This is a genomic window from Xylella taiwanensis (assembly GCF_013177435.1).
Taxonomy (GTDB): domain Bacteria; phylum Pseudomonadota; class Gammaproteobacteria; order Xanthomonadales; family Xanthomonadaceae; genus Xylella; species Xylella taiwanensis.
In genome coordinates this window covers 897,171-921,720 of sequence record NZ_CP053627.1, presented here as the reverse complement: position 1 = coordinate 921,720, position 24,550 = coordinate 897,171, and the positions used below count along the sequence as shown (strand labels likewise).

Genomic DNA, 24,550 nt, shown 5'->3' with positions numbered 1-24,550 from the left:
ACTTAAGTCGTCGTCGGTCACGTTCGCAACATTGGTCTGCTTGGCCTATGGCTCGTAGATCATTGGGTACACGGGCACTACCATGTGCACTGGCACGGGACACTCACCATGCCTACATGCAAGCTACAGCTGCAACTCCTGGCCAGCCCACCTTACCGCGACCACATGCATCAGGTCCGATCCGAAGTAAAAACAATGCGCACGCCAATCTGGACACAAGTGCAATCACAGATCCTGTCGACCATCTCACTCAGTGCCGACATCCACACTCGCAACCATGCAACCTACCAGTGCCATCCTGAGACACGCTCATCAGCAGAGTAAACTGATACACGACAAGCGCTACATGATGCCAAGCACAAGAATGTCCTATTTAATTCCCCATCAAACGCACTCCCAGTCACAGATCAACATAAATACGTGCTTGCAATTGACATCACACCACCAACAGATAGGCCGATTGCGGTCTCTTTAGCAACCCATGGAATCACTCAATTCCACACAGAGATATCACCAGATACACACCGCAAATATCACGTGTGAATTAGCCAGAGTGCATGCCGTCGTGTCAGGCGTATTGACAGCACACATTTTTGACAACAATTGCCAGCATCACCATCGGATGTCTTTAGAAGACATATACACAATTCACCCGACACCAGACGTAACACCAGCACGTACAGTGCAATTCCTGTCGACCATCTCACTCAGTGCCGACATCCACACTCGCAACCATGCAACCTACCAGTGCCATCCTGAGACACGCTCATCAGCAGAGTAAACTGATACACGACAAGCGCTACATGATGCCAAGCACAAGAATGTCCTATTTAATTCCCCATCAAACGCACTCCCAGTCACAGATCAACATAAATACGTGCTTGCAATTGACATCACACCACCAACAGATAGGCCGATTGCGGTCTCTTTAGCAACCCATGGAATCACTCAATTCCACACAGAGATATCACCAGATACACACCGCAAATATCACGTGTGAATTAGCCAGAGTGCATGCCGTCGTGTCAGGCGTATTGACAGCACACATTTTTGACAACAATTGCCAGCATCACCATCGGATGTCTTTAGAAGACATATACACAATTCACCCGACACCAGACGTAACACCAGCACGTACAGTGCAATACCAGACTGAATCCAAGGATTGATCACCATCACCAAATACAGATCAAACGGACTCTGTTACACGAATGAAGCGGTGACGGTAACAGGAGTTCGAAGTTGGGCAAAACAATCGAGCAAGACGACTCGTCTCCCAAGACGCGCAACTTGACGACCAAAATCACCAGACATCATGCGCTCGCCAAGCAATTTCAAATACGGCATTTTGGTTGTCACGGGGTATCACTGATGGTCGCCACGCGCACCGCCCGACCAGACGCTGGGTTTCTCTGAGGACTACATGGCCTGCATCGGCTTCAGGAGGCTATGTCTTCCATCACTTGGCATTTCTTCGGGACGGGATAATGGCGGGATGCTCCCACAGCTGCGCTGACCAGCATGGCAGCCCTTGGCATCGTCAACCACTACACTGGTCACTGTGGCAATGGTCGTGGCTGAAGCCATCTGGCCTGGAAGTTCCAACCGCATCGCACACGGTTGCTGGTGACTTCAATGGCCGTATCTCCTATGGTGTGGGCCTCAAGCCCCAGACGCACCTTGGATCACTGACGGCAGTAGCCGGCCACGTTTGCCGCGTAACTATCGATTGACATTCTATGGCCAAGACTGATTTGGATAGCATGATTGACTACCCAAGATCTTCCTACTTAACGTAGTCAAAGCGGGGCGCGCGTCGGAAATCAAGCGTTTCTTAACGTGCCTATTCTCAATAATGGACCGTGGATATTTGCGAGCGAAACACACTATCGCATCGCCCCATAACCCACCCTATCGCGGCATTTTTCAAAGGGCGGGGACTAAGAGAAACGCAGACCACGTGTGACTTGCTTAACCACTGTCACGGCACCTAGTGAGCAATGCTTATAGTTCAAGCACCCAAACGCATCTCTCTTTAACAGCGTCTTTAGTAGGACAACTCATTTCACTACTGATAGCCCTCCCCATTTAAGGGGAACATCGCTAAACATTTGTAATGCTAATGAACAGCTAACAGAGGCAATGACCGCATGGACATGACGCCAGATGATGTTTGACCTAAACGCGAGCACGGCTACAAAAGATCACTGCCCTCTTGATTCAATCAATATCGAGGAATGAGCGCAGTTGCTCTGAACGACTTGGATGACGAAGCTTCCGCAATGCCTTGGCTTCGATCTGGCGAATACGTTCACGAGTGACATCGAATTGTTTGCCTACCTCTTCCAGTGTGTGGTCGGTATTCATGTCGATACCGAAACGCATACGCAAAACCTTCGCTTCTCTCGGTGTTAAACCAGCCAACACTTCACGCACAGTTTCTGACAAGTTGACATTGGTTGTGGTATCGACCGGAGACTCGACATTGGCATCCTCAATGAAATCCCCCAAATGCGAATCTTCATCATCTCCGATCGGAGTCTCCATTGAGATCGGCTCCTTGGCAATCTTCATTACCTTACGGATCTTGTCCTCAGGCATGTCCATTTCCTTGGCCAGCTCCTCTGGAGTCGCTTCGCGGCCAAACTGTTGGAGCATTTGACGGGAGATACGGTTAAGCTTGTTGATTGTCTCAATCATATGCACCGGGATACGAATGGTGCGCGCCTGATCGGCAATAGAACGGGTAATGGCTTGGCGAATCCACCAAGTAGCATAGGTCGAGAACTTAAAGCCCCGACGGTGTTCAAACTTACACACGGCTTTCATCAAACCGATGTTGCCTTCCTGTATCAAATCCAGGAACTGCAAACCACGGTTGGTATACTTCTTTGCGATCGATATGACCAAACGCAGGTTAGCTTCGACCATCTCTTTCTTAGCCTTGGACGCCTTTGCTTCACCGTAAGCCATCGCACGGTTGATATCTTTGATGTCGGCTAATGTGAGGAAACTGGATTTTTCCAAATCGATGGTAGCTTGCTGCTCAGCGGTGATCTGGTCCTTGATATCACGTAGTGCAGAGGACCATTTCTGCTTGCGCTTAATCGCATCTTCCACCAACTCTAAGTTGGTCTGGTTGTTTTCCCAGGCACGGATGAAGTCTTTGCGCGGCATTTTGGCTACATTAGTTGCCAAATGAAGCACTTTGCGCTCGTGATCCTTGATCGCGTTGACTAGGTTCTGTAGCTGATGAACCAGTAAATCGGTCAATGGAAGCGGCAATTTGAAAGTGACGAAGATCGCAGCCACATCTCCACGCAACTTAACTACTGCTTTGTGCTCAGCACCATGCTTAAAGTAAGCTTTTTTGAACTTGGCGTACTCAGCGGAAAGCGCTTCCATACGCGAGGCAACTTCGGCAGGATCCGGACCTGTGGTGGGAACATCTTCGTCATTGCCAACGCTTTCATCGTCTTCGTCGACTTCTTCACCAGCTTCGACGACGGACTCGTCAGTCATGTCAGCTGAGGTGACAACGACGTTATCCTCCTCTATCAAGTCATTAAAGCCAACAACGACCTCAGTCAGGCGCTTCTTACCTTCTTTATGCAATTCATATTCGCTAAGCAGCAATTCCGTCGATAGCGGGAAGGCACCTAAAGCAGCTTGTACCTCGCTCAAGCCTTCTTCAATGCGCTTGGCAATCGCTATTTCACCTTCACGGGTTAACAGCTCGACCGTACCCATCTCACGCATGTACATGCGCACCGGATCGGTAGTACGTCCTCCTTCGGTGTCAAGCGCACTAAGCGCAGCTGCCGCCTCTTCTGCAGCCGTATCGTCGACTTCCCTGTTTCCAGTGTTTCCCTCGTTAAGAAGCAGGGTCTCGGCATCGGGAGCCACTTCATGGACATCAATGCCCATTCCGTTAATCATCCCGATGATGTCTTCAATTTGGTCAGGATCCACCAGATCATCTGGCAGGTGATCGTTAACTTCGGCGTAAGTCAGGTAACCCTGTTCCAACCCCTTGCTGATCAGTTGTTTGATATCGGATTGCTGAGCAGGGCGTTCATTGGACATGTGGGATTCGCGTCAGGGGCTGTTGATATAACTTAAGTATTATACCAGTTCAACATCATTTCTCGTATTAACAGCAGAGACTTCTGAGTGATCCTAAAATCTGAAAGTACCAAATCGAGGATTCTCGATTGAAAAATAGACGCTTATATAAACGCTTATAAAGCCAGCTCCATCCCAGACACAGAGCATTGTCCCCCGCTAAATCACCATTAACATCGGTTGCTTTGCTCCTTTTAACGAATTCTTTATTTTTCATCATGATGGCCCTGAAATTTGGTTGCCTGATCCTGTTGGCAAAAGACATCAGCCAGCCACACACCAACAAACCACTGGGTAATAGACTGATAGCAACGTTACCTCAAACTCGTGAAGATAGCGTCCTTTTAGAATTGTATAGATGAATCTCAACTCCAAAATCCGTTGGTTGTATCGGGTCGCATCATTGGTAGGGCACATACCCTGGCCACTACTCAAACGACTGTCCGATCTAATCGCCTGCTGCTGTCTTTATTTGAACACGCGAGAAAGTCGCGTGACATGGCGTAATTTGGAACTGACCTACCCAGAGCTGTCACGCCAGGAGCGCTCGCGGCTACATCGCCAAATCATCTATTCCACAGTACGTCAAGCGTTCGAAATGCTACATATATGGACTCATCCACAGAAAGAAAACTTGGCGCGGCTGCGTGAATGCCACGGCCTTGATTTATGGGATGCAGCCCTAGCCCGGGGACAAGGAGTGATTATGGTTGCCCCACATTTTGGCAACTGGGAGTTACTTAAACAGTACATGTCCAATCTTAGGCCAGCCACGCTCATGTCGCTCATGTACCGTTCAACTAATTCGGCCATGTTAGATGGTTTTCTGCAACTGGTACGCAGTGCCGACAATGTGCATCAAGTTCGTGCCGATGGAATGGCAGTACGGCAATTGTTCAAAGTACTCAAGAATGGTGGTGCAATCGGGCTCCTTGCCGACCAACAACCGAAGATCGGCGAAGGTGTATTTGCACCATTCTTCGGCATCGAAGCATTGACCATGACTCTTGTGCAGCGTTTAGCCGAGCGGACAGGCGCGACCGTGCTATATGGCTGGTGCGAGCGTATGAGTCCTAATCTGGAGTTCGCCTTGTATGTGGAACGAGCCGACCCAGCAGTGGCCGATCCAGATCCACTGATCGCGGCAACCGCACTCAATACAGGAATCGAGCGTATCGCTCGTCGCGACCCCACTCAGTATCAGTGGACTTATAAGCGCTACAGCTTACGCCCACCGGGTAGCAACGAACACAATCCTTATAAACTGGAACGCCCAGTACGCTAAATTGTGGAAGCACTCATCCATCCTGATAGGTGATGCGCTTCTAACAACAAACTAACTGACTTAAATAAAACAGTAACGTTCGAAGCGGCTTTGTTGCATAAATTGAACGGGAGGTGAGCCTACCCAATCCAGGACAGATTGATGGCATAGTGACGAAATAGGAGTACGGAATTGGGTGAAACAGTCGAACAAGACGGCCCATCCCTGAAGTTCCGCCGCTTAACAGCCAAAATGATCCATACTTCAATGTGGTTGTCGAGCAGTTTCAAATACCCCATTTTAATTGCAACAGGACATCACTAGCAGGCGCCCTTCATTCATAGCAACGATGCCACCTTGGTTGCCATCGGGATTAATCTAGTAATACGCTGGCGTGGTTAATTCATTGGAGAATTTATCATCGAAGGTGTCGTTCATATCGACATGTCTGGTTTTCTGATGACGTGGACGCCATCAGCGTCGGTGATCTTGGTAAAGCGAGCGCCCTGCCTAGATACGTCGTATTCCATGACGCACCTCTCTTCACAGCAACGTTTGGATCGCGAGCGGTAGCTAACTTCTGCTTTGCCTTGTCCACGGTGACAAGCGGCACTGCGGTATTAGGTGCAGGCATGCCGAGAAGATCGGCCTCAAACGCCTTGATGCTGTCGTGGCTAGTGAGTGCGCCGGATCCGGGCCACCCCATACATCACGCACTTCTTACCCAGACTGATCTCCGGCGCATACGCGCGCGCCCCAAAACTGGCGGAGCGGTACATGAACATTTGTTCCGCTAAGGTCAACCACTTGCTACCGTTCTTCTTCGACCAGCCTTCGGAATCGACCATCTTCCAAGTGATCCACGATCCATAACATGTCTCGCCGCTCGCTTTGTCCTTGGCATAGGCACGCATGCGGTAATCCTTTGCCGCTGGATCATTGCCACTCACCTCAAAGCGCAGCGGCTCGAATCGACCGCAGGCGTTCACCGTGGCAATCAGGAACGAGGACGACCACGACGGACGGCCTTGCACAATGTAAAGGTTCTGTATGACCGCAACCGGAGTAGCGCCGATGCGGTGTGCGATTTCCAGAGCCAGCAGGGTGTTGACCATGTTGCCCTTGTATGACGGTGGCACCAGGTCCGAGGAGCACCGTACTTTGGCTTGGCGTTGTACACGCTCGACATGCGATTGCGCCGCAGACGGAGCCAAGGCGGAAGTAGGAAGTACTACGACAGCGTTCATGATCGATCCTCAGTTGAGCACCCAAGTAGGCAGAGAAATTTCAGTGATTCCGATATAGCCAGGCCATTGCTCGGTGGCAGTGCACCGGGCCAGCGTGTGCAGGCCAGTGGCGCGAATCTCCAAGCCCTTCGCCTCTGAAGCAGCGTCGATGTGATAAACGGCGGCGCAATACGGCGCTTGTTTCTCCTGGCCGAGAATCAGGTAGTTCTTGACCGGGACCCAGCACGCACGTGCGCCATCGCAGTCATGCACCTGCTGGATGTGATACCCGTAAGTGTCGATGCTGCGTGCGAAGCTGCCTGGGGATGCGTCGTTGCAGGTTTTCAGGTCAACGAAGCACGCACGGCTTGGCACGCGTCAGTCCGGACGTGCTTTGCAGACGACGCCGGTTTGCTCATCCATCCAACGCAGCATTGGTGCTGCAATCCCCTCCTTGAGGATGGCAACAATAAGAAGGTTGGACACGAGCGCCACGTACATCGCCCCAATGCGTTCGGCACACGTTGCCGAAATGCATTGTGCGCCCATCCATGCATCGCGTGTGGCCCGATGCTGACTGCTGCGCAGGTCGCGCCGCAGTCGGGCATGACCAAAAAAATCGCTGGCGAAGCGTTGCGGCTCCAGCACGCGGCAATGATACGCGCGCGCCAACACCAAGGCTGGCCTATTTTCATCTTCATGACCCTGATACCACGCACACACGTGCGCCGGTGTTGTCTCGCGCAATAGCTTCAACACACTGCGACTAGCGACACCCAACTCACGCCTGTGGTACTCGTGCGCACGCAGATGGGGGATGACGTAGCCTTACCGATACTCTTTCATGACAGCGTTCCTGTGCGTGTTCCAACGCTCGGCTTGATCATGGCAACGGTGTTCATGGCATGTCTCCTGCCGTCATGGACAGCGTGTGAGTTAAGGTGAGAACGTTCCAATCGTCAGCGTGGCGACACCGTCCAGTTCACGAAACAGCACCGTCTTGAAGTCCTGAGTGATGGCTTCTTCGTGGGCTTCGCGCTGTACGATGCGCAGCACCATGCTCGGCTTGTCATCTTCGGTCAGCACCGACAGCCGCAGGCGAAACGTGCGCGACGGCAGGCCAAGGTACGGTTCAGTGGTGAAGGTGAAGGTGAATCCAGTCGGCAGGCCAAGGGATGACCTAGCTTCGATTGCATCGAACTTAGAGCGCGATACCTTAAAGTCGCCTTGGGTGAATTCGGATTCGGACGTCGCCTTGATCGTTAACTTGCGAATCGCAGTGATGGCTGTCGTCAACGGTATCAAATCCCCAGCTTCTTGCGAGAAAGCAGACATAAAAGCGGACAGCAGCGGTGCCCAGTCTTCAAGCCAGTCGATCAGTTGTCGCTGGTTCAGTGCTCTACCATCGATACTGAGCAGTGCTTTATAGGCAGCGGTGGCCTGGAGAGTGAGCGCAGCTGTCCAGTCGGCGTGCCCCGGCTCGGCGCTGGTGCCGAGATTGAAAAATACCTTAGCGCTGAGCGTGTCTGCGTCTATAAAGCCTTCACTTTTGTCCTTGGTTTTGACGTACTGCACGAAGTCGGCAATGGATTTTGTTTCCAGTGCGCCACGAAAGCGGAAGCGGCGTTCGTAGAATTTTTCAAGATAATGAAGGTTGTAATTTTCGGGCAGCGCAATGGCCTTGTTGCCCAACACATCCGGCAGACGACGGGCATTGGCATCAATAGCGGTTTGCTGGATCAGTTCGATTGCGGTCTTATTCATGAATCAGCCCCCCATCCCTTCACCAAACAGGTTCTGCTGTGTATCGAGGATGAACGTAAGCGTGCCACGAGTGCCGACGTACATCGGCATACTGGTGGTGTCTTCCTCAATGACTTTGCCGCGTTGCTTGAGCTCGACGTATTTGAACGTGTGGTCGATCATGACATGCGATGCGTCGCGAATCCGCTTGATTTTGAAGATGAGTGCAACTTCACCATGCTTGGGTGTGTAGTGGATTGATTGCGCCACGTCGCTGAGCGTCTTTGCGCCTTTCACGGCGAGTGTGCCGCCATCCAGGTGTTCAATATTGGTGAGCTTGGAATGATCTTCAAACATGAGTGATTCCTGGTGACGGCAGCCAGACGGATGCATGGGAAAAGCGAGAGGATCAGTCATTCAAGAATGAAAGGCGGGCGCTGGAACCGCACTCTAGTGCGTCACATGATCAGCCGAGGCCCGCTAAAACGCATGCGAACAGCATCACAGCACCGAATACGTAGTGGCCGAAGATCACCTCTAAAGTGGAAGTAGTCACGAAGCTTCATCACAGTGCTACTCCTGCTTCATACACGGGATGAATGGATACGCCTGGAATCAAACACTCCTGTGAATGGAGGCCAACCCCTTGGGACCTTATGATGGAAGTCCCAACCACCATCAAACTCCAAGAAGCCAGGCATGACTGAAAAGCGGATTTTTGATGAGCACGATCTTGAAAAAGGGATAGGGGTTCCCATACGCGGACCGACGCAACTTTCCCTTGCTCTCATACCACCAGCGTCGCCACCAAAAAAAGTGAGGAACTCATGAACACACCCGCACCGTAAGCACGCACGAAATACGCAGCCAAGTTTGATTTGACGTATCACGTCCGCCTCTACGAACGGCATGTCCGGTTTTATCGCCGGGTCCGAAAAATATTGTTCTTTTTAGTGCCGTGGCTGGAACAGTGGCCCTGGGTCACGTTGCGAGCGAATTGCCGTGGCTGGTCTCGCTGCTAAGTGTGGTTGTGGCCGTGACTGAAATAGCCACTCTTGTCCTGAAGCTGAGCAATAAATCTGTCGCACATGAACATCAGCAGCGTACATGCGTGGAACTTCAGGTGCAGCCGTCGGCATTGACGTTGGACGAGCTTGACCGCCAGATGCGAAAAGCCTTTATAGATGCCCCACAGGAAATTGAGGCGCTTAGGATGCCCGCTTACAATGATGCTCTTCGCACATGCTGCCATGTTGCACGTGTGCAACCGCTTGGACGGGTGGAACGCTTGCTGGATACGCTCGCTTGAATCCTTGCCTACTGGTATTACGGTGATTGTGACGGCATCAGCAGTGTGCATTTCCATGTTTTGAGCGTGTGTGAACATAGGTGTGAGCAAACTGCGTTACGCAGCGTGGATCAGGCTGCACGTGACGACATGGGGTGAAAGATATTTTGTGCTGGCTTGATGCCAATGGGCGTGACAGTGATTGCCGTGTGAAAGCCGAACCGCTTGTAGGCGACACATCCAACCATGTGTACGCTTTGGAACAAGCCGGTGTACGTGTGCTCGGCATCTGGCGCGCGCGCTTTCACAGTGCAAAGCATCATGCGTATTCCTCCTGCCAAGCATCAATCGCTATATGGCTGGTGCGGTCATCTTCTTTTTGTATTTCGTCCTGTATTTCCTATTCTGCGAGGATGTAGAGTTGTTTCAGGCGTGCTGGTCCGTGAGGCTGCGCGAGCCTGTAGAGCCGCTCCAGCAGCGCGCTGCTGATCAATCGATCTGAGGGCATGGTATCCAGATCGACCATTGCGGTTTCAAGCACGTTGTAGTGCACTGCGGACAGTCCGCCTGCGATCCATGCATCGGCCTCTGCGATCCTTTCTGAGTCGCCCAGGAAGTGTTGGACCTTGACATCGACACGCTCCCACCGGTCTTCTTCAAGGGATTCACGTGGCTGCAAACGCGGGTCGCTGTCACTGCGATCCATGACACACCTGCCTTCACAGCGGCGTTTGGATCGCGCACGGCGCGGACGTCATTTGTTGCTCCGTTGTAGCGGACGCAGGAGCCGTCGTCTCTAAATTCAACAGAGCATGAGCCGTTGTGCGGATCATCGTTGTTTTTAGGGTCAGCTTCATGGGTAAACGTCCAAAAGCATTCACTTGGCGTGTCCGGAAAAGCATCGGTGTCGATAGCCGGTGCATAGCGACTGCGGTCCCGGATGGACGCTCGTGCTTCCAGGGTTGGCAAGCGCCAGTCGGTGTGACCGCCTCATCTCAGTTCACGGCAAGCCCTTGCTGCGGCAGAGTCGTTGAACCTGTTCACGCAGTTGCCTATATCCCGCGCTGACCATTCCAAGCCGGTGAGCACAATGCCATTCCTGGTCTATGACGCCTGGACAACACGCCCTACCAGCGCGAACCGATGGACATGCTGGTGAACCCGGACTGCTACCACGTCACCCTGAAATGGGGCACCCAGGTGGGCAAAACCCTGCTGGCGCTGTGCGTCCAAAGCTACTGCATCGACATGACATCGCGCAGCCAAATGATGCTGCAACCCTCCCAAGGCGATTTACAGGCATGGCTGGAAACCAAATTTTCACCCCTGATCTGTGCCAATACAGGATGACAGCGACTCATCGCAGCACGACAGTGGTGCACGGCTGCCCATCCACGCGGCTTGTCTGGATACCGGCGGCACCACTGGCCATACCCAGGCGGCTTACGAATACCTGCGCACCACCTCCGGACATCGCGTGTTTGGCATTAAAGGGGTGGGCGGCTGTGGCCGTCCCAACGTTGAGAAAGCGCAACGCAAACATTCCGGGCGCAATACCCGCAAAATCAATCTGTTTGCCGTGGGCGTGGATGAAGCCAAATTAATCGTGATGCGCCGCTTGGCCATCGAAAAACCCGGTCCAGGCTACGCACACTTTCCCACAGACCGCGCCCCTTCCTGGTTTGCTCAATTGACGGCTGAGAAATTGCGGACCTGCTACGTCAAAGGTCAGCCGGTGCGCCAATGGACCAAGCCGGATAAAGCCCCTAACGAAGCGTTGGATTGCCGGGTGTATGCCTACGCGGCGCTCAAAATCATCAACCCGCATGTATCACGTTATGCCCAGCGGCTCAAAGACACCGCAGCGCCGCCGCCGGAAAAACCGCCACAGGACCCTGTGACGGCATTGCAGCACCATGAAACACACTCCCGGCCCAAACGTCCCATACACCCATCAAGAAAACGGGGGACGTGAGCGACCCAATGGTGACCCATGCCCCTGCCGCTTGCTTCCTCGACCTTTCCCGCGGTGATCCAGACCGGATGTTCTCTACAGGCATCATGCTCACTGGAAGCGTATCCCAGTACCGGCTGGAAGGTGCGCTGGCTGCTGCGCGGTTCCAAGTCACTTGACATCGTGGCACACGGTGAACACAGCGTTCACCGATTCCAGATCCCCGTCGATGACACCGCACAGTGGATCCCGAGCCATTATGGGTATCGATTGCATGCAGAACGGGGCACACAGACCGTAGACATCGAACGCGGCCAACTCCGCGTGGAACCGGATTTTTCCTCCCTTCCAGAAGGGTATGACGGACGCAGCAACAAGCAGCGCGCCCTAAACGCCATCAATGCCGTACTGGAAAAACGCGCGACCCAGGATCAATCGCGCGACCACATCAACAACCGCGAACTATGGCGCACATCGATCCCCGAATGACTGAAACTACGCACCTTTTATGCCCTTGCCGTCACACGAGAACAAGCCTCTGACAGATCACAGCACTGGGGAAGCCAGCTTCCCGTGAGGTTTTTCGGATGATCTCACTGGCATGGTGGAAACGCCGATCCTTAAAACCAGAGACGACGTTCCAGGAAACGGCAGAAACACGGGTAACCCATACACCGCCCACATGGCATCAGCGCATGCTGCCTTTAGGCGGCATGTTCAAAGCCGGGCAAGTCGATGCCAATGACCTGTGGAGCAGCATCCCGGTTGCACCGGATGAATACATCAGCCAGCGTCTGCCGGTGCTGGTGGCGCGGATGCGCGAACAATGGTCCAAGAACGACCATGTCAAACGTTACATTGACCTATGCCGCCGCAACATTGTCGGCCCGCGCGCCTTGCTGACCAAACTGAGTCAGACAGCATCCGCACCACTGACCGAACAAGACACACCCACCAGCATTGGCCTGTCCACCAAAGAAGTACGGCACTACAGTGTCATCCGCGCCATCAGTGCGTTATTACCCAACGCCAGCACGGCCGACAAAGCCACGGCAGCCTTCGAGATCGAGTGCTCAGATGCCGCGGAAAAAATCTATGGCCAAAAGTCCCGCAGACTCATGATCCCCGCGGACGTGCTGAACCTTGCATTCTCCATGACCATCCCATCCGAGGGGCCCGGCTCCGACATCATTGCGACCGAACTACACGCCGCTTCCTTTATCGAATGACTGCGTCACAACACCTGGGTGATGCAGCGCGCCAATGTCATGGGGGGGCCTGGTCAGCAACGTCGATATCCCCCGCCCCAAAGGCGCCACCCAAGCCTACTGGGTCGGTGAAGGCGAATCGCTGGAAGCAAGCCCGCCCGCCCTGGATCAGATTCATTTCACGCCCACATCGCTAGCGGCCTACACCGACATCACCCGCCGCCTGTTCTTGCAATCCACTCCCAATGCCGAACAGATCGTTCGCGCCAATCTGCTGCACGTGATGGCCCTGGAAGTGGATCGCGCAGCGATCTACCGCAGCGGGTCCGATACCCAGCCCAAAGGCATCAAACAGCACAGTGGTATCAACGCGGTGCCCTTTGCCAAACCAGGGGGCCCTTCCTTTGCCGAGCTGGTGCGGATGGAAACCCAGATTACACTGGGTAACACCGATGCGAATGCCATGTCCTATGCCTTTAATGCCGGGATTCGCGGCTATGCCAAAGACCGCTGCCAGCGGCACGATGTGGGAATCTGATAACACCATCAACGGGTATGCCACCAGTGTGTCCAACCAAATTCAACCAGGCGACGTGTTCTTTGGACACTGGGCCGACCGCATCATCCCGCTATGGAGCGGGCTGGACCTGACGATAGCTCCGTACAGCCTGAACACCGGCGGCGGCACTCGGATCATTGTGTTTCAGGATATCGATTTTAATACCCGCTGCCCGGAAAGCGTCTATTACGCTGCCGCCGCTTAAGCCTGAAGGAGAACACCCGGTCCAGCCATACCCTGAAAATGACTTCCGCGGTCGTCATCAATGGCGTGATTCACCGCAGCGGTGCGGTGGTGCAGTGTCCTGCGGCACTGACGCAAGATTTAGTGCGGCATGGCCGTGCCGAACCCAGCGCTGAGGAGGACGGACCGATGGAATCGATCATTGCATCATCCATCGATAATGATCGCGTCACGACGGATCCAGGCAACGCTCCACCCAACCCTGACACCAAAGGGACTGCCGCACCACGCGGTAGCCGCCGCGCATGAGTCATCCGCCGTGGGATCACCTGGATGCTTTTCTGGATACTGGCGATTTTGCAGTGATGGTCCGGTTGAGCTCTGAAACATCCGGGCAGGTGCATGAATGCCACATCATTTTTTGATGTGCCTTCTATGAATGGGGATCTGGGTGACTATCGGATGAGTGCTCCGGGGCTGTCTTTCACGTGCAAATATGTCGATGTGGCCGCTTTCAAGAAACACGATCGTGCCGTCATCGCAGGGCAGCACGATTGGTTGACCCACGATCCCCAACCGGATGGGATTGGCATGACCTTCGTGTGGCTGGCCCCGTGGGGTTACCCATCCATCGCAGGAAATCACCATGAACGAACCCAATTTTGAAGCTATCGGGCGCTATCAACATGCACGGCAACACATGGCGACGCTGTCCTGGCAACGCAACGATGTACTGAAGCAGCTCAGTCGCTTCTGCGAACGCTGCGTGAATACGACACGATCCACGACCATTTCCAAACTGAATGTGGCTGCACTTCATACCCATCTGGAAGCGGTACGTGATGCCGATGCGGCACTGATGGCCGCCGTCGCCGAATGCAACCGCTGGGCCGTGGAAGCTAAGGCATTGCCGATCCGGATCGAATCTCATCCGACTTGAATGACAGAGCACGTTCCAGGTGATTACTCTCCAGATCGACACACCTCCTTACCGGGATCGCGCATGCACTCAATGCCACCGAAGTTCAGATGGAGCAGGCACTGCGCTCGACAAAAGTCAAAATGGCGTCCTGGCTGCGTACCCGCTCCATTCGCGGCTTGAGTGACTCCCTGAAAGTTCAACATAAGATCCTGCGCAGGCGGCTGCGTACCTATCGCCTGCGCGACCAGATGAAACTCTGGTACGGCCTGGACCCGATCCCGTTCATATGGTTGCAACCCAAAGCCACCGCCAGCGGCGTACGCGGTGCTGGAGGACGCCACATCAAAGGTGCCTTCATAGCCACCGTCCGCGGCAAACGGCAGGTGTTCAAGCGTGTGGGCACCGCCCGTTACCCGGTGGCCGTCCAGAAGGCGGACATGTACGCCCCATCCATCACCTATATCCAAAAAAACCTGATGGATACCCCCACGTTTGCAGCACGCTTCTTTGCCTTGTTTGAGCACGAATTGAAATGGCGCACACAGACACCGATATAAGCTTGGAGGCGCTGCATACAGCCAGCCGCGATCAGATTGCCGCACAATTTCCCGACCTAGCCACCGTCGCGTTTTATCTGGGCGATGAAGATCACCGTCTGCCGTTGCCCGCCTGTTTACTGGAACTGACCGACATCGAACCTGCCCCAGAAAACGATGCAGGCACCGGGCAATTCCCGGTGCTGCTGCGGTTTCAAGCACGGTTCGTGCCGGGACATCGCGATCCTGCAAGCGCGCCTGGCCGCCGCGGCCCTGGGGACCTGGCGCTATCAGCGCCGCTGGCGTGGCGTGCCTACCGATCCTTGCCGCGTGATGGCCATCTATCCAGACGTATTCAGTGCCGCACTGGATCAATGTGTCGTCTGGACCGTGGAATGGCAGCAGCCGGTATTTCTCGGCAACAGCGCCTGGAACAACGCTGGATCGCTGCCAAAGGACCTATGGATATCCTTTGCACCGCATACCGGCCATCCCTTCCAGGACCGCTATACCGCCATGGCACCATGAGAAAGACACTTCATGAACACAGCCACCAGTTATCCCACCTGATCCTGACAGGAACGGTCGCCGCGCTGGATGCGGCCACCGCCTGCGTGCGTGTGAACTACTCACCGGTTGGCTGCCCGTGATGGCCGCACTTGCGGGCGTGGATCGCTCCTGGTGGCTGCCGCAACTCGGCGAACAAGTCGTGGCCCTGTGCCCCAATGGCGATTCGGCACTGGGCATCGTGTTACCCGGTAACCTCTACCAAGACCGTTTCGCCGTCCTCGGCGGCACCGCCCATCAGGCGGGTGTGGGCGGGTGTGGTGTTTGGCGACGGCACCAACCTCACCTATGACCGGCACGCGCACACGCTTACCGTGGATACTTCGGCCTCCTGCGGAACGGTCAACCTCAGCTGCGCCACCGCCACCCTCAAGGCCAGCAACAGCGTCACCTTGGACACCCCCAAGGTGCAGATGACCGGCGATCTGTCCGTGGCTGGCACCATCCACGCCCGGGGCGACATCACCTCCGCAGGCATTGGATTACAAAGCAACCGCCATACCACCCAAGGACCCCAGGCACCCACCACTCCGGCGCAGTGATAAGTGCACTCAAGCGACGCGAGGGTGAATACGTGACAGGGCCTCTCCAAGGTCGCGTTTGGCGCATTCGAGTGCATAGTGCTGTTCCAGATTCAGCCAGCTTTGCGGATCGGTGCCAAAGTAACGTGCCAGACGCAGTGCAGTATCCGCCGTGATCCCACGTCGTTCGCGCACAATCTCGTTGATCCGTGCCGCCGTCACGCCAATCGCCTTGGCCAGCGCATTGCTGGATAAGCCTAGAGGGGCCATAAATTCTTCCCGGAGAATTTCTCCTGGGTGAATGGGGGGAAGTGTCTTGGACATGCTCATCTCCTAGTGATAATCGACAATTTCAACCTGATAGGCATCGCCGTTTTCCCAAATGAAACAGAGGCGGAATTGATTGTTGATACGGATGCTGTGCTGCCCTTGGCGGTCCCCTTTTAAGGTTTCAAGCCGATTACCAGGCGGCGCATTGAGAAAGCTCAAGGTCGCTGCTGCATGCAATTGAATCAGCTTCCGGCGTGCGACCGCTTCTATGTGAATAAAGCGACGTACCCGTGACCCGTTGAACAAAGATTCCGTGTCCTGGTCGGCAAAGGTTTTAATCATTTTTTATTGTATATCGGTAAGCGATAAAAACAAGGCGCAGAAAAACCCGTCACAGGACGTGGTACAGGGTGAGCGTGCATGCTGCGGTGCGATGCGCGGCATGAACAGTCATACAGGCAAACCCCTTGATGGGATCGAGCACCTGCGCCAATCGGTGCAGGACATTTTGAGCACGCCGCTGGGCAGCCGCGTCATGCGGCGCGATGACGGCAGCCGGTTACCGGAACTGCTGGACGCCCCGATCACCCGTGCCCTACAGATGCACCTGTACGCCGCCACCGCGCACGCTCTAGCCGCCCACGAACCACGGCTCACTCTACAGCGCGTCACCGCACGGGTCACTGCTTCCGGCGCGGTGGTCCTTGATCTGAGCGCCCGCTACCTGCCCGCAGGCCGCACCATCGCCTTAGACGGCATCCAGGTACGCTGATGGATAGCAACTTGACTGCCATTGATATCTCACGGCTGCCGATGCCCGATGTCATCCGGCAGGTGGCCGCCGATGTGATCCTGCAAGAGATGCTCGCCGATCTGTATGCCCGCGCCCCGGCGCTGCAAGGCTTGCTGCCCTCCGATCCCCTGTACACCCTGCTGGAAGTGGCCGCCTACCGTGAATCGGTACGCCGCTATCAAAGCAATGATGATGCCAAAGCCGTCATGGTGGCCTTAGCGACCGATGCCGATCTGGATCACCTGGCCGCCTTATTTCGCGTCAAACGCCTGGTGCTTGATCCCGGCGATCCCTCCAGGGGCATCGCCGCCGTGATGGAGCGTGATGCCCAGTTCCGGCGGCGCATCGTCCTGGCCCCGGAAGGCTACAGCGTGGCCGGTCCAGAAGGCGCTTACATCTACCATGCCATCAGTGCCCATGCCGACGTCCTGGACGTGAGCGCCACCAGCCCCGCCCCTGGAGAGGTGGTGGTGACGGTGCTGTCGCGCCGCGCCAACGGGCAGCCATCGCAAGAGGTGCTTGACGCCGTCATGGCCTCGGTCAATCACGAATCAGTGCGCCCCATGACCGATCATGTCACCGTGCAACCGGCACAGATCACCGACTACCAGGTTCACGCCCGGCTGCACACCTATGCCGGACCAGATGCGGCGGTTGTCTTGTCCGAAGCGCAGCGGCGCGTCACCGCCTACACCACAGAAGCCTTCCGTTTAGGCCGGGACATTGCCCTCAGCGGCCTGTATGCCGGATTGCACGTAGAAGGAATTCAGCGCGTAGAACTCAATACGCCACAGCAGGGATTGATCATCGGGCGCACTCAGGCGGCCCGCTGCACGGACATCACCTTGGTGCATGGAGGCGTGGATGAATAAGCCTGTGGAGAGTCTGCTGCCCCCCACCGCCACGCCCCTGATGCGCACCCTGGAACAGGTGATGGCGCGGATGGCCGATATCCCGATTCCGTTCAGGCAATGATGGGACCCGCAGACCTGCCCGGAACCCTTGGCGTGGTCCTTGTTGGTGGACACCTGGCGTAGCGATTGGCCGGTGCATATCAAGCGTGCGCGCATCGCTGCCGCCATCGAGATTCAGCGCTGTAAAGGCAGCGGCAAGAGCGTGCGCGATGTGGTGCGCAGCTGCGGTGGAGACGTGCTCATCACCGCAGTGCCCTGTACGACGCTGCCGGAGGCCACGAATGATCAACGCCAACCTCTGGAGCGATCTGGCCGCAGGGATTCAACAGACGCTCCACTCCAGCAGCAGCAATCGACCTGTACTACTGCTGCTGGGTGGTTACACATTCTCTGTGGCCACCGTGGTGTATCAGGAACTCGCCCGCGTGAATGAATACCGCTAGCCGCCATTGAGCGCTATGGGCAGCGCGATGCGCACCAATACACCGGACCAGGAGAGGAGAGTATCGAGTTGCCTGGGATCGCCTATCCGGATTGGCAAGGCAGCGGCGCTTCATCGGACGAGCTGCGCACCATCACCAGCCAAGGCAACCCCTTGCAGTTCATTGATAGCCACGGTGTCATCCACGGTTGGTATGTCATCGAACGGATCCAGGAGCGGCACAGCGACCATCATCCGGACGGCAGACCACACCGCATCGAATTTATGCTGTCGCTGCAACACGTCAGCGATGACCAAGGGATGCAGGTCAGCTCATGAGCCCACAACGCTATCTCACACGCCACGGCGACACCATTGACTGGCTTGCATGGAAGTATTACGGGCGTACCGATGCGGCCATTCACATCATGGCCAACGACACAGACATCACCGCCCTCATTGCTGAACGCATGGTAGGCGTGCGGCTTGCGGATGCATCCGGCAGTCATGCGGATACATTGGAGATTGTGCTCGCCGACCCTCTAGCCAACGCCCCACTCAGGTTGCCGCCAATGGGCGCAGAACTGCAATTGTCATTGAGCTATGACGGTCAATTGCGCCAGATGGGCGTTTTCGTGTGCAGTGGAGATCGCGTTGTCCGGTTGGCCTGGCACGATGACGCTGCGTGCCCATGCTGCTCCCTGGGAAGGCACTCCCCAAGGCAACAGCGATCTTCAAACTCCAAAAACACGCTCCTGGCCGGCGGGCACCACACTAGGAACCATGCTGTCCATCATGGCCGCCGAACATGGGATGGAGTCAGCGATTTCTCACTCACTATCTGGCGTGACGTTACCGCACACTGATCAGACAGAAGAATCAGATATTAACGTGCTGGTGCGGCTAGCACGGCGTTACGCTGCCATTGCCAAACCCGGGAGAGGACGGCTGATGTTTGCCAAGCGCGGCGAGTCTAAAACAGCTTGCGAGCTTTTGAACATCTGGCGCAACCAGATCAGATTGCTGCTTGCTGTGGATGGACCGGCACCGGCCTTGCGGCGTGGTTCAATTGGCTCGATGAAATCCTGCAGGGTGAGTTGGTCAACACGCTTGGATGCAAGAGAGCAGTTACTCAGTGCGGCTCATTCAGATTTCTTTGAGCGTCCCCACGGCTCCTCTGGTCGCTCGCGACCCTCGTAGCACCGCACCATTTCGGCAACGCTCATCCTGGGCCCGACCGGCTCGCCACACGCCCGCTGTCCTTGCAACGCCGCCTCCCGCCTCGTGATCCATTCCTTAACTAGTACGCGCGGCACTGCAAGTTTCTGCTGCGGAGTCGAATTCTTGCTGTGTATCCTGCGGCAAATCGTGATTGTGCCGATGCTTATGGGGTCACATTCGATCTTTTTTGACACCAAACGTACCAGCGAGCGAAGGTCGAGAAATGCCCGGATATCCGCAGTAATCATTGGAGGTAGAAGCGCCGTAAATCATTAATTTATTATGAAAAAACTCCCGTAACCCTTACGTTTCAAGCGATTTACGCTTGTCTGTCTCCACAATGCCACACTGGATGATCATGTCGTACTTACCATCCCCAGCAAAAACGGAGTTGCCACCGATACGGCCATCAACCCTCCCAACCTAGAACACCGATATCCAAGGCCGTAACCATCAGATACACATTAATTCGCACCTGTAGAACTTCATAACCGCTCTTCTGGTAGGGAGGGTGACCTTAAACGCAGGACAGTCAGTCAAACATGGCTTCACGATTTTTTTAATCGAACGAATATCGCAACATCACCCCGCTTATCGCCCAGAATCACTCAATGAGCGATCCGGTCACCTAATGGCTACCAGATGTCTCGTATCTGGCCGGATATTCAACCCGCAGACTCACTGAGAAACACTCCATATTGCCGCGGGATCAAACGCAGTTCCTGGCCCTCAACATATTCATCAGCCGCACTAGGCAATTCGATCTCCACCTCATGTGCACCCTGCTCCAGACGCGCCCGCACGCGCAGCCGAGGACCACTGCGCTGGCTCCACAACACGGTGGCTGACCACCCCTCCTGGGCATCCGGCACTAGATCCTCCGGTCGCACATAAAGATCTACCGGGCCCACCGCTGCTATCTGCGGCGGACGAGACAGCACGATCCCAGCCACCTGCAACCCATCAGCACCAACACAGCCCGGCAAGCGATTCACCGCTCCAACGAACGAATACACGAACGGCGAAGCGGGCCGGTTATAAACCTCAGCCGGACTAGCCACCTGCTCGATCTTGCCCTGATTGAGAATCGCAACCCTATCGGCTAACTCCAACGCTTCTTCCTGGTCGTGGGTGACGAACACTGTCGTTAGCCCAGTCCGGTCATGGATCTCACGCAACCAGCGCCGCAGATCACGCCGTACCTGGGCATCCAGCGCACCGAATGGTTCGTCCAGCAATAACACACGGGGCTCGATTGCTAACGCCCGCGCCAGTGCGACGCGCTGGCGCTGACCACCAGATAACTGCATTGGATAACGCTGCTCCAAACCATCCAACTGCACCAACGAAATTAATTCAAACACTCTTGCACTAATGTGTGACTCTGGCCAACGCGCCTTACCGCGACGCACACGCAAGCCGAAAGCAATGTTCTCGTACACACTCATATGCTTGAACAACGCATAGTGCTGAAACACGAAACCGACCCGACGCGCCTGCACACTCATGGTCGTCGCATCCTCATCACCGAACAGCACCTGACCTGCATCGGCATGCTCCAACCCAGCGATAATCCGCAGCAAGGTGGTCTTGCCCGAACCAGACGGCCCAAGCAACGCCAACAGTTCACCCTGACGAATATCCAGGTCGATCGCCGCCAATGCAGTAAAACCCTCGAACTGCTTGCGCAGCTTCTGGATGCTGATCCCCATACTCAATTCATCCTCAATGCTGGCGCCTGATAGCCAACAACTCACCATGACGCTTTTCCAGAAAAGCCTTCAAGGCCAACGTCAACAACGCACTCGACGCCAACAATGAAGCACAGGCAAATGCAGCACTGTAAGCGTACTCGTTATAGAGAATTTCCACGTGCAACGGCATTGTATTGGTTCGCCCACGAATGTGACCGGATACCACCGAAACTGCGCCAAACTCCCCCATCGCACGCGCACCGCACAACAACGCCCCATACAACAGCCCCCAGCGAATATTCGGTAACGTCACTCGCCAGAAAGTCTGCCAGCCACTCGCACCCAGACTTAACGCAGCCAGTTCCTCCTCATTGCCCTGCTGCTCCATCAATGGCATCAGCTCACGCGCAATAAAAGGGAAAGTCACGAACATCGTCGCCAAGACGATGCCGGGCAACTCAAACACGATCCGTGGCAACTTCACCATGCATTCGCCAAACAAAGGCAATGAGAATCGAACGCCATCCTCGATCAACGGCCACGCCCAACCCTGCCGACCGAAAATGAGCACGAACACCAAGCCGGCGACCACCGGTGAGACCGAAAACGGCAAATCGATCAGACTGATCAGCAGCCGCTTGCCAGGGAACTGATGCTTGCTGACCGCCCAAGCCACGGCGACCCCGAACACCATGTTCACCGGCAGCACAATCAGCATCACCAACACCGTTAAACGGATTGCAGCCAACGCGTCAGGATCAGTGACCGCACGTACAAATACCTGTGTCCCACCGCGCAGTGCTTCGGCGAACACTAACATCAGTGGCAGTATTAGAAACGCCAGTAGGAACCCAAGTGCACCCAGAATGAGCAACCACTGTACCCACTGTGACTCAGTGGTCGCGGATGCGGTCAGCAACCGGCGCCAACGCTGCGCGCTCGTCTGCCCCTGAAAACGGGAAGAACGCGGGTGCATCGCATTGTTGTTCATCTTCCTCCCCGCTGTTTACCACGCAATAAGCGTGCCTGCAGCCCGTTGATCATTAACAACACCGCGAATGACAACAACAGCATCGCTGCCGCAATGGCTGTGGCCGCAGAATAGTCGAACTCCTCCAAGCGGATTGTAATGAGCAGGGGCGCGATCTCGGTTGCATTGGGTAAATTGCCAGCAATGAAAATCACCGACCCATACTCGCCCACTCCGCGCGCGAAAGCCAACGCAAATCCGGTCAACACCGCTGGCCATAGCCCTGGCAATACGACGCGAAACATGGTCTGCCAACGGTTCGCACCGAGCGAGGCAGCAGCCTCCTCCAACTCCTTCTCGGCCTCCGCCAACACCGGCTGGACAATCCGCACCACGAACGGCAGGCCAACGAACACCAGCGCCACCACGATCCCCAACGGGGTGTAAGCCACCTTGATCCCGGCAGGATCCAACCAGCGCCCTATCCATCCATTGGGTCCATACAATGTCGCCAAGGCAATACCGGCCACTGCCGTCGGCAATGCAAACGGTAAATCGATCATCGCGTCGAAAACACGCTTACCAGGAAAATGGTAACGCCCAAACACCCAGGCCACCCAGGTCCCCATCACCGCGTTAAACGCTGCCGCAACCAGCGCAACGCCAAAACTGACCCGCAGTGCAGACAGTACCCGTGGTTCAGTCCACACCTGCCATAATCCACTCCACCCCAACCCACTGGCCTTGACAAATACGCCAATCAGCGGGATTAACACGATCAGTCCCAACCAAACAAAAGTGATCCCCAAACTCAGACCAAGTCCGGGAATCACGCGTCGACGTGGTAAATACGTCGGCGCTACAGTACTTTCAGCCATGGACTACTTTCCCGCCTGGATCTGGTCGAACACACCGCCATCGGCAAAATGCTCCTGCTGTGCCTTAGCCCAGGAACCAAACGCTCCCCCGATCGTCACCAACTTAATCTGAGGAAACCTAGCCAAATCGGCAGCATCGGCCAACTCAGGATGGCGAGGACGGTAAAAATGCTTGGCGGCCAATCTCTGCCCACTCGACGAATACAAATACTTCAAGTAAGCCTCAGCCACCGCACGGTTACCATGCTTATCCACGTTCTTATCTACCAATGCCACTGATGGCTCCGCCAGGATCGATAGTTTGGGCATTACAATCTCAAATTTGTCTGGGCCCAACTCCTCCTGAGCCAACAGCGCCTCATTCTCCCAAGTCAACAATACGTCACCAATACCACGCTGCGCGAACGTCGTCGTCGCTCCCCGCGCGCCCGTGTCCAAGATCGGAACATTGCGAAATAAGGCCCGCATGTAACGCAGGATCTTCTCGCGGTCCCCCTTGAAGATATAGTCGGCATAGGCCCAGGCTGCCAAATAATTCCAACGCGCCCCCCCGCTGGTTTTCGGGTTCGGAGTAATCACCTGCACCCCCGAACGCAGCAGATCAGGCCAATCCTTAATATTGTTCGGATTGCCCTTACGCACCAGAAAGACGACCGTCGAAGTGTAAGGCGCACTGTTGTCCGGCAAACGCTTTTGCCAACTAGGATTGATCAAATGCGATTTTTCCACGATCGCGTCAACATCATAGGCCAGCGCCAACGTCACCACATCCGCCTCAACCCCATCGATCACCGAACGCGCCTGCTTACCCGAACCACCATGTGAGGTTTCGATCTTCACCGTCTTAGCGGTCGTCTGCTTCCAGTACTTCGCAAAGGCGGCGTTATAGTCGCGATAGAACTCGCGGGTCGGATCATAAGACACGTTGAGCAGCATCTGTTCGCGCGCGTGCGCCAGTGAGGCACTCAACAGCAGCCCCAACAACAAGGCTGCAACATATCGAATTGGAATACATCGGTTCATGTCGATCTCCTGTGCAGTCACGGCAACAGCCGGTCCGACAAGGATGCCATGCTGCGCAGCCGCATGCAGGCGGTGAAATGATATGAAGCTGGCTGTTTATGCCTTTTAAGCATGAGCAAGCAATACTGAAGGCAACCCTATAAAACACCCATGTCGCAGGCGATCTCCTCCATAAGACACCCATCCAGCGCTTCCGCGACGCCAAAGACCGTATGACAGCTCTTGAAGCCCATCAAGCAAATCACTCACACGACCAGCTCCAGGACGCAA

The 24,550-nt window shown here is 55.2% G+C and carries 29 protein-coding genes and 3 pseudogenes; 18 read left to right on the top strand and 14 right to left on the bottom strand.

Going from position 1 to position 24,550, the window contains the following annotated elements; all coding sequences use genetic code 11:
- Positions 1 to 2,220: 2,220 nt before the first annotated feature.
- Positions 2,221 to 4,086, bottom strand: a complete 1,866-nt coding sequence (rpoD, locus tag PLS229_RS03920; RefSeq protein ID WP_038270699.1) for an RNA polymerase sigma factor RpoD — start codon at positions 4,084 to 4,086, stop codon at positions 2,221 to 2,223.
- A 397-nt stretch (positions 4,087 to 4,483) separates the two neighbouring features.
- Here rpoD and PLS229_RS03915 point away from each other — a divergent pair, with 397 nt between their 5' ends.
- On the top strand, positions 4,484 to 5,410 hold the full coding sequence (locus tag PLS229_RS03915; protein WP_038270698.1) for a lauroyl acyltransferase: 927 nt from the start codon (positions 4,484 to 4,486) through the stop codon (positions 5,408 to 5,410).
- 653 nt (positions 5,411 to 6,063) lie between these two features.
- Here PLS229_RS03915 and PLS229_RS03910 read toward each other — a convergent pair.
- The 5 genes from PLS229_RS03910 to PLS229_RS03890 form a co-directional block, all read right to left on the bottom strand.
- Positions 6,064 to 6,636 (bottom strand): hypothetical protein, encoded by a 573-nt coding sequence (locus PLS229_RS03910; RefSeq protein ID WP_051482276.1) that lies wholly within the window; start codon positions 6,634 to 6,636, stop codon positions 6,064 to 6,066.
- 9 nt (positions 6,637 to 6,645) lie between these two features.
- The gene (locus PLS229_RS03905) at positions 6,646 to 6,990 is read right to left on the bottom strand and encodes a PD-(D/E)XK nuclease-like domain-containing protein (RefSeq protein WP_038270697.1); all 345 of its coding nucleotides are present in this window, start codon (positions 6,988 to 6,990) and stop codon (positions 6,646 to 6,648) included.
- Positions 6,991 to 6,993: 3 nt separating this feature from the next.
- Positions 6,994 to 7,395 (bottom strand): PD-(D/E)XK nuclease-like domain-containing protein, encoded by a 402-nt coding sequence (locus PLS229_RS03900; RefSeq protein ID WP_160165148.1) that lies wholly within the window; start codon positions 7,393 to 7,395, stop codon positions 6,994 to 6,996.
- Positions 7,396 to 7,551: 156 nt separating this feature from the next.
- Positions 7,552 to 8,379, bottom strand: coding sequence for a DUF2303 family protein (locus PLS229_RS03895; RefSeq protein ID WP_038270695.1), 828 nt, complete (start codon positions 8,377 to 8,379; stop codon positions 7,552 to 7,554).
- A 3-nt stretch (positions 8,380 to 8,382) separates the two neighbouring features.
- On the bottom strand, positions 8,383 to 8,715 hold the full coding sequence (locus PLS229_RS03890; protein WP_038270693.1) for a hypothetical protein: 333 nt from the start codon (positions 8,713 to 8,715) through the stop codon (positions 8,383 to 8,385).
- Between the two features lie 601 nt (positions 8,716 to 9,316).
- Between PLS229_RS03890 and PLS229_RS03885 the strand changes: the two genes are divergently transcribed.
- Positions 9,317 to 9,667 (top strand): hypothetical protein, encoded by a 351-nt coding sequence (locus PLS229_RS03885; protein WP_230428181.1) that lies wholly within the window; start codon positions 9,317 to 9,319, stop codon positions 9,665 to 9,667.
- 379 nt (positions 9,668 to 10,046) lie between these two features.
- Here PLS229_RS03885 and PLS229_RS12170 read toward each other — a convergent pair whose 3' ends face one another.
- Positions 10,047 to 10,352, bottom strand: coding sequence for a hypothetical protein (locus tag PLS229_RS12170; RefSeq protein WP_051482274.1), 306 nt, complete (start codon positions 10,350 to 10,352; stop codon positions 10,047 to 10,049).
- Between the two features lie 92 nt (positions 10,353 to 10,444).
- Positions 10,445 to 10,615: pseudogene (locus PLS229_RS12680) on the bottom strand (hypothetical protein); the annotation flags it as partial.
- A gap of 174 nt (positions 10,616 to 10,789) precedes the next feature.
- Here PLS229_RS12680 and PLS229_RS12165 point away from each other — a divergent pair.
- From PLS229_RS12165 to PLS229_RS12155, 11 genes and pseudogenes are all read left to right on the top strand, one after another.
- Entirely contained in the window at positions 10,790 to 10,996 is a 207-nt protein-coding gene (locus PLS229_RS12165; RefSeq protein WP_038270689.1) for a phage terminase large subunit family protein, read from the top strand.
- Positions 10,980 to 11,621, top strand: coding sequence for a terminase gpA endonuclease subunit (locus PLS229_RS03870; protein WP_038270687.1), 642 nt, complete (start codon positions 10,980 to 10,982; stop codon positions 11,619 to 11,621). The genes PLS229_RS12165 and PLS229_RS03870 overlap by 17 nt, the downstream gene beginning before the upstream one ends.
- 18 nt (positions 11,622 to 11,639) lie before the next feature.
- The gene (locus PLS229_RS03865) at positions 11,640 to 12,089 is read left to right on the top strand and encodes a hypothetical protein (protein ID WP_230428180.1); all 450 of its coding nucleotides are present in this window, start codon (positions 11,640 to 11,642) and stop codon (positions 12,087 to 12,089) included.
- Between the two features lie 98 nt (positions 12,090 to 12,187).
- Positions 12,188 to 13,572: pseudogene (locus tag PLS229_RS03860) on the top strand (phage major capsid protein).
- 38 nt (positions 13,573 to 13,610) lie between these two features.
- Positions 13,611 to 13,859 (top strand): hypothetical protein, encoded by a 249-nt coding sequence (locus PLS229_RS03855; RefSeq protein ID WP_038270686.1) that lies wholly within the window; start codon positions 13,611 to 13,613, stop codon positions 13,857 to 13,859.
- Positions 13,860 to 13,952: 93 nt separating this feature from the next.
- Positions 13,953 to 14,216, top strand: a complete 264-nt coding sequence (locus PLS229_RS12675; protein ID WP_425511079.1) for a head-tail joining protein — start codon at positions 13,953 to 13,955, stop codon at positions 14,214 to 14,216.
- Entirely contained in the window at positions 14,197 to 14,490 is a 294-nt protein-coding gene (locus tag PLS229_RS03845; protein WP_038270685.1) for a hypothetical protein, read from the top strand. The genes PLS229_RS12675 and PLS229_RS03845 overlap by 20 nt, the downstream gene beginning before the upstream one ends.
- Positions 14,491 to 14,612: 122 nt before the next feature.
- Positions 14,613 to 15,029 carry a hypothetical protein gene (locus PLS229_RS03840; RefSeq protein ID WP_230428499.1) on the top strand — a complete coding sequence of 139 codons (417 nt, stop codon included), beginning with the start codon at positions 14,613 to 14,615 and terminating at the stop codon, positions 15,027 to 15,029.
- Entirely contained in the window at positions 15,005 to 15,658 is a 654-nt protein-coding gene (locus PLS229_RS03835; protein WP_230428178.1) for a hypothetical protein, read from the top strand. Before PLS229_RS03840 ends, PLS229_RS03835 begins: the two co-directional genes overlap by 25 nt.
- The gene (locus PLS229_RS12160) at positions 15,658 to 15,867 is read left to right on the top strand and encodes a phage baseplate assembly protein V (protein WP_230428177.1); all 210 of its coding nucleotides are present in this window, start codon (positions 15,658 to 15,660) and stop codon (positions 15,865 to 15,867) included. The genes PLS229_RS03835 and PLS229_RS12160 overlap by 1 nt, the downstream gene beginning before the upstream one ends.
- A 22-nt stretch (positions 15,868 to 15,889) precedes the next feature.
- On the top strand, positions 15,890 to 16,117 hold the full coding sequence (locus PLS229_RS12155) for a hypothetical protein (protein WP_425511078.1): 228 nt from the start codon (positions 15,890 to 15,892) through the stop codon (positions 16,115 to 16,117).
- Positions 16,118 to 16,126: 9 nt separating this feature from the next.
- On the opposite strand, the gene PLS229_RS03825 is transcribed toward PLS229_RS12155, so the two are convergent.
- The gene (locus PLS229_RS03825) at positions 16,127 to 16,426 is read right to left on the bottom strand and encodes a HigA family addiction module antitoxin (RefSeq protein WP_081755408.1); all 300 of its coding nucleotides are present in this window, start codon (positions 16,424 to 16,426) and stop codon (positions 16,127 to 16,129) included.
- A 3-nt stretch (positions 16,427 to 16,429) separates the two neighbouring features.
- A complete protein-coding gene (locus PLS229_RS03820; protein WP_038270683.1) occupies positions 16,430 to 16,708 on the bottom strand; it encodes a type II toxin-antitoxin system RelE/ParE family toxin in 279 nt (92 codons plus the stop codon).
- 100 nt (positions 16,709 to 16,808) lie between these two features.
- On the opposite strand from PLS229_RS03820, the gene PLS229_RS03815 reads away from it, so the two are divergent.
- The 5 genes and pseudogenes from PLS229_RS03815 (at position 16,809) to PLS229_RS03790 (ending at position 19,694) form a co-directional block, all read left to right on the top strand.
- A complete protein-coding gene (locus tag PLS229_RS03815) occupies positions 16,809 to 17,138 on the top strand; it encodes a GPW/gp25 family protein (RefSeq protein ID WP_230428175.1) in 330 nt (109 codons plus the stop codon).
- Entirely contained in the window at positions 17,138 to 18,031 is an 894-nt protein-coding gene (locus PLS229_RS03810) for a baseplate assembly protein (RefSeq protein ID WP_038270682.1), read from the top strand. The genes PLS229_RS03815 and PLS229_RS03810 overlap by 1 nt, the downstream gene beginning before the upstream one ends.
- Positions 18,024 to 18,320: pseudogene (locus tag PLS229_RS12550) on the top strand (phage tail protein I); the annotation flags it as partial. The gene PLS229_RS03810 and the pseudogene PLS229_RS12550, both read left to right, overlap by 8 nt.
- Before the next feature lie 186 nt (positions 18,321 to 18,506).
- Positions 18,507 to 18,833 (top strand): phage tail protein, encoded by a 327-nt coding sequence (locus PLS229_RS12145; RefSeq protein WP_325065064.1) that lies wholly within the window; start codon positions 18,507 to 18,509, stop codon positions 18,831 to 18,833.
- Between the two features lie 264 nt (positions 18,834 to 19,097).
- Positions 19,098 to 19,694 (top strand): contractile injection system protein, VgrG/Pvc8 family, encoded by a 597-nt coding sequence (locus PLS229_RS03790; protein ID WP_162814073.1) that lies wholly within the window; start codon positions 19,098 to 19,100, stop codon positions 19,692 to 19,694.
- A gap of 686 nt (positions 19,695 to 20,380) precedes the next feature.
- Here the strand turns inward: PLS229_RS03790 and PLS229_RS03785 are convergent.
- Genes PLS229_RS03785 through PLS229_RS03770 form a run of 4 tightly spaced genes read right to left on the bottom strand, consistent with a single transcriptional unit; the run spans position 20,381 to position 24,280 of the window.
- Positions 20,381 to 21,427: a sulfate/molybdate ABC transporter ATP-binding protein gene (locus PLS229_RS03785; protein ID WP_038270717.1), complete on the bottom strand. Its 1,047-nt coding sequence runs from the start codon at positions 21,425 to 21,427 to the stop codon at positions 20,381 to 20,383.
- Between the two features lie 13 nt (positions 21,428 to 21,440).
- A complete protein-coding gene (cysW, locus tag PLS229_RS03780; RefSeq protein ID WP_051482278.1) occupies positions 21,441 to 22,385 on the bottom strand; it encodes a sulfate ABC transporter permease subunit CysW in 945 nt (314 codons plus the stop codon).
- 11 nt (positions 22,386 to 22,396) lie between these two features.
- Positions 22,397 to 23,257 carry a sulfate ABC transporter permease subunit CysT gene (gene cysT / locus PLS229_RS03775; RefSeq protein ID WP_038270680.1) on the bottom strand — a complete coding sequence of 287 codons (861 nt, stop codon included), beginning with the start codon at positions 23,255 to 23,257 and terminating at the stop codon, positions 22,397 to 22,399.
- Between the two features lie 3 nt (positions 23,258 to 23,260).
- The gene (locus PLS229_RS03770) at positions 23,261 to 24,280 is read right to left on the bottom strand and encodes a sulfate ABC transporter substrate-binding protein (protein WP_114867085.1); all 1,020 of its coding nucleotides are present in this window, start codon (positions 24,278 to 24,280) and stop codon (positions 23,261 to 23,263) included.
- Positions 24,281 to 24,550 lie beyond the last annotated feature (270 nt).

Coding starts and splice junctions, on each gene's coding strand:
- rpoD (WP_038270699.1), bottom strand. CDS start 4,086: ATGTCCAATGAACGCCCTGCTCAGCAATCCGATATCAAACAACTGATC.
- PLS229_RS03915 (WP_038270698.1), top strand. CDS start 4,484: ATGAATCTCAACTCCAAAATCCGTTGGTTGTATCGGGTCGCATCATTG.
- PLS229_RS03910 (WP_051482276.1), bottom strand. CDS start 6,636: ATGAACGCTGTCGTAGTACTTCCTACTTCCGCCTTGGCTCCGTCTGCG.
- PLS229_RS03895 (WP_038270695.1), bottom strand. CDS start 8,379: ATGAATAAGACCGCAATCGAACTGATCCAGCAAACCGCTATTGATGCC.
- PLS229_RS03890 (WP_038270693.1), bottom strand. CDS start 8,715: ATGTTTGAAGATCATTCCAAGCTCACCAATATTGAACACCTGGATGGC.
- PLS229_RS12170 (WP_051482274.1), bottom strand. CDS start 10,352: ATGGATCGCAGTGACAGCGACCCGCGTTTGCAGCCACGTGAATCCCTT.
- PLS229_RS12165 (WP_038270689.1), top strand. CDS start 10,790: ATGGACATGCTGGTGAACCCGGACTGCTACCACGTCACCCTGAAATGG.
- PLS229_RS03865 (WP_230428180.1), top strand. CDS start 11,640: ATGCCCCTGCCGCTTGCTTCCTCGACCTTTCCCGCGGTGATCCAGACC.
- PLS229_RS03855 (WP_038270686.1), top strand. CDS start 13,611: ATGACTTCCGCGGTCGTCATCAATGGCGTGATTCACCGCAGCGGTGCG.
- PLS229_RS12675 (WP_425511079.1), top strand. CDS start 13,953: ATGAATGCCACATCATTTTTTGATGTGCCTTCTATGAATGGGGATCTG.
- PLS229_RS03845 (WP_038270685.1), top strand. CDS start 14,197: ATGAACGAACCCAATTTTGAAGCTATCGGGCGCTATCAACATGCACGG.
- PLS229_RS03840 (WP_230428499.1), top strand. CDS start 14,613: ATGGCGTCCTGGCTGCGTACCCGCTCCATTCGCGGCTTGAGTGACTCC.
- PLS229_RS03835 (WP_230428178.1), top strand. CDS start 15,005: ATGGCGCACACAGACACCGATATAAGCTTGGAGGCGCTGCATACAGCC.
- PLS229_RS12160 (WP_230428177.1), top strand. CDS start 15,658: ATGGCCGCACTTGCGGGCGTGGATCGCTCCTGGTGGCTGCCGCAACTC.
- PLS229_RS03825 (WP_081755408.1), bottom strand. CDS start 16,426: ATGAGCATGTCCAAGACACTTCCCCCCATTCACCCAGGAGAAATTCTC.
- PLS229_RS03820 (WP_038270683.1), bottom strand. CDS start 16,708: ATGATTAAAACCTTTGCCGACCAGGACACGGAATCTTTGTTCAACGGG.
- PLS229_RS03815 (WP_230428175.1), top strand. CDS start 16,809: ATGAACAGTCATACAGGCAAACCCCTTGATGGGATCGAGCACCTGCGC.
- PLS229_RS03810 (WP_038270682.1), top strand. CDS start 17,138: ATGGATAGCAACTTGACTGCCATTGATATCTCACGGCTGCCGATGCCC.
- PLS229_RS03790 (WP_162814073.1), top strand. CDS start 19,098: ATGACGGTCAATTGCGCCAGATGGGCGTTTTCGTGTGCAGTGGAGATC.
- PLS229_RS03785 (WP_038270717.1), bottom strand. CDS start 21,427: ATGGGGATCAGCATCCAGAAGCTGCGCAAGCAGTTCGAGGGTTTTACT.
- cysW (WP_051482278.1), bottom strand. CDS start 22,385: ATGCACCCGCGTTCTTCCCGTTTTCAGGGGCAGACGAGCGCGCAGCGT.
- cysT (WP_038270680.1), bottom strand. CDS start 23,257: ATGGCTGAAAGTACTGTAGCGCCGACGTATTTACCACGTCGACGCGTG.
- PLS229_RS03770 (WP_114867085.1), bottom strand. CDS start 24,280: ATGAACCGATGTATTCCAATTCGATATGTTGCAGCCTTGTTGTTGGGG.